The 1,728-nt window shown below is 57.8% G+C and carries 1 pseudogene; it reads right to left on the reverse strand.

Annotation, left to right across the window (positions count from 1 at the left end):
• Positions 1–76: 76 nt before the first annotated feature.
• Positions 77–1,362 (reverse strand): annotated as a pseudogene (locus GTP44_RS26735) (Tn3 family transposase); the annotation flags it as partial.
• Positions 1,363–1,728: the final 366 nt, after the last annotated feature.

The following is a 1,728-nucleotide window of genomic DNA, read 5'->3' on the forward strand; positions in this document are numbered from 1 at the left end:
CTGCGGCTCTGAAGCCCGTCTATCAGGCCGCCAATGCCGATCTGGCAGCAGCGGCGCTGGACGAATTTGAGGCCGGGCCGTGGGGCAAGAAATTCCCGACCGTGGCGGCCATGTGGCGGCGCCAATGCATGCGGACGAGCATATTCTGCTCATAGAACTCATACTGGGTGCCGTCGGCGGCGACCTTCTTACCTTCTTACCTTCACCCCAGAGCTTTGGCAGCTCCAGGCGCAAGTACAATTCTGTCAGGTCCCGGCAGGAGTTGTCGAGTTGTTCGAGGCCCATGTGCCGCTGGTTTGAGTACGACAACTGGTGCGGTGTCACGCCGTTCGACAAGTGCCGCGCAGCTTGTGTGGGGCCCAGATTGCAGCCCATAGCAAACACGGTGAGCAAGTAACGTTCGCGCGCGTTGCACAGTTTTGGCTCGTCGCCGGAGAGCTGCCCGAAATTGCGCGTAAAGCCAGTCCAGTGCTCAATATTGGCCAGGATATCGAGGAGATTTCGCGGAATGGTCCGAGACTCAATGGCGGCCTGCAGCGCGATCGCCGAAGCAGGCACTTCCCGCGCAGTGCTACGCCGCAAGGTCGGTTCACCATTGCTTCCGATGGTGAAATCACTGATGTTTGCGAGAAAACCGTTATCGACTTCCGTCGCCGTGTCTGTCAGTAGTTTCTTTAGTCCATCGACAAAATCCTTCGCATTGTCGGCAATGCCAATACGATCGCAGTAAGCAGGTAGCAGCGCCTCGCATTCGGCCCAAGGCAGCAGCTGCTTGCGATAGTCGGCGAAAGAGCCTGAGCCGTCAATGCAGACGTCGCCGGAGCGCAGGTCGCTGCTCAGATGACTGAAAACACAGACTTCAAGATGGCGCCGGTTCGTCGGGTTGCCCAACCCGTGCGAGCGTTGTACCAGTTTGCGCCAACGCTCCGAGGCAAAGCTCAAGGACACCTCGGCCGCGATCCATTCAGTTTTTCGGTTTTCGTTTTCGAGCACGACATCGAGCGCGTCGAGCAAACTGCGGTCCGCTGTCGCCGCTTGGAAGAAAAGCACCTTGCACATCCTGAACATGCCGGCACGCCAGCTACTGTCCGGCTTCCACAGCAGCGACAAGTGATTGCCGCCACTCCATATGCGGATCGCCTCACAGCCAGCACTGAGTTTTTCCAGGTCGCCGTTCGGTGCGAGCAGTTCGCGCACACGCACGCCGGTGGCGGCATCATCCAAACCTTCAGCGAGGATTTCAACGACGTGTTCGAGGGTGACCGTTCTGTCCCGCGCCATACTGCGTGAGCCAGCGCCGAATCGCGGTCTTACCAACGTCAATGCTCGCTGACGTTCTGGACGCTCAGGCCCTGTTCTTCGATCATCCGAACCACTTCCAGCTTCAGGCTCGGACTAAATGATCCGGTCTGAACAATTCAAATTTTCGGCGCTTTAGCACGCTACAGCTACCAGCTTGCTGAAATGAAAATATCACACATCCCCACAATTCGACGAGGAGGGCAGACCTGCGCATCATTTGCTACTTGACGGTGTCCCGGATAGGAGGATCGCTGTCTGGCTTGTCTTGCCATCAGGTGTCCGACTTCAAGTGCCACTGGGTTAAAGTGGACCCGTCAGTCAAGACACTCAGGCGGTTAATTTAAGCTGTGCCCGTTTCCACTTCCGCAGCTGCTCGGCGCTGCCCCGTACCGCTGATTTTTTCCCGCACCTGGTCTGCGTCGCCGA

This window comes from Duganella lactea (assembly GCF_009857505.1).
Classification (GTDB): Bacteria; Pseudomonadota; Gammaproteobacteria; order Burkholderiales; family Burkholderiaceae_D; genus Rugamonas; species Rugamonas lactea.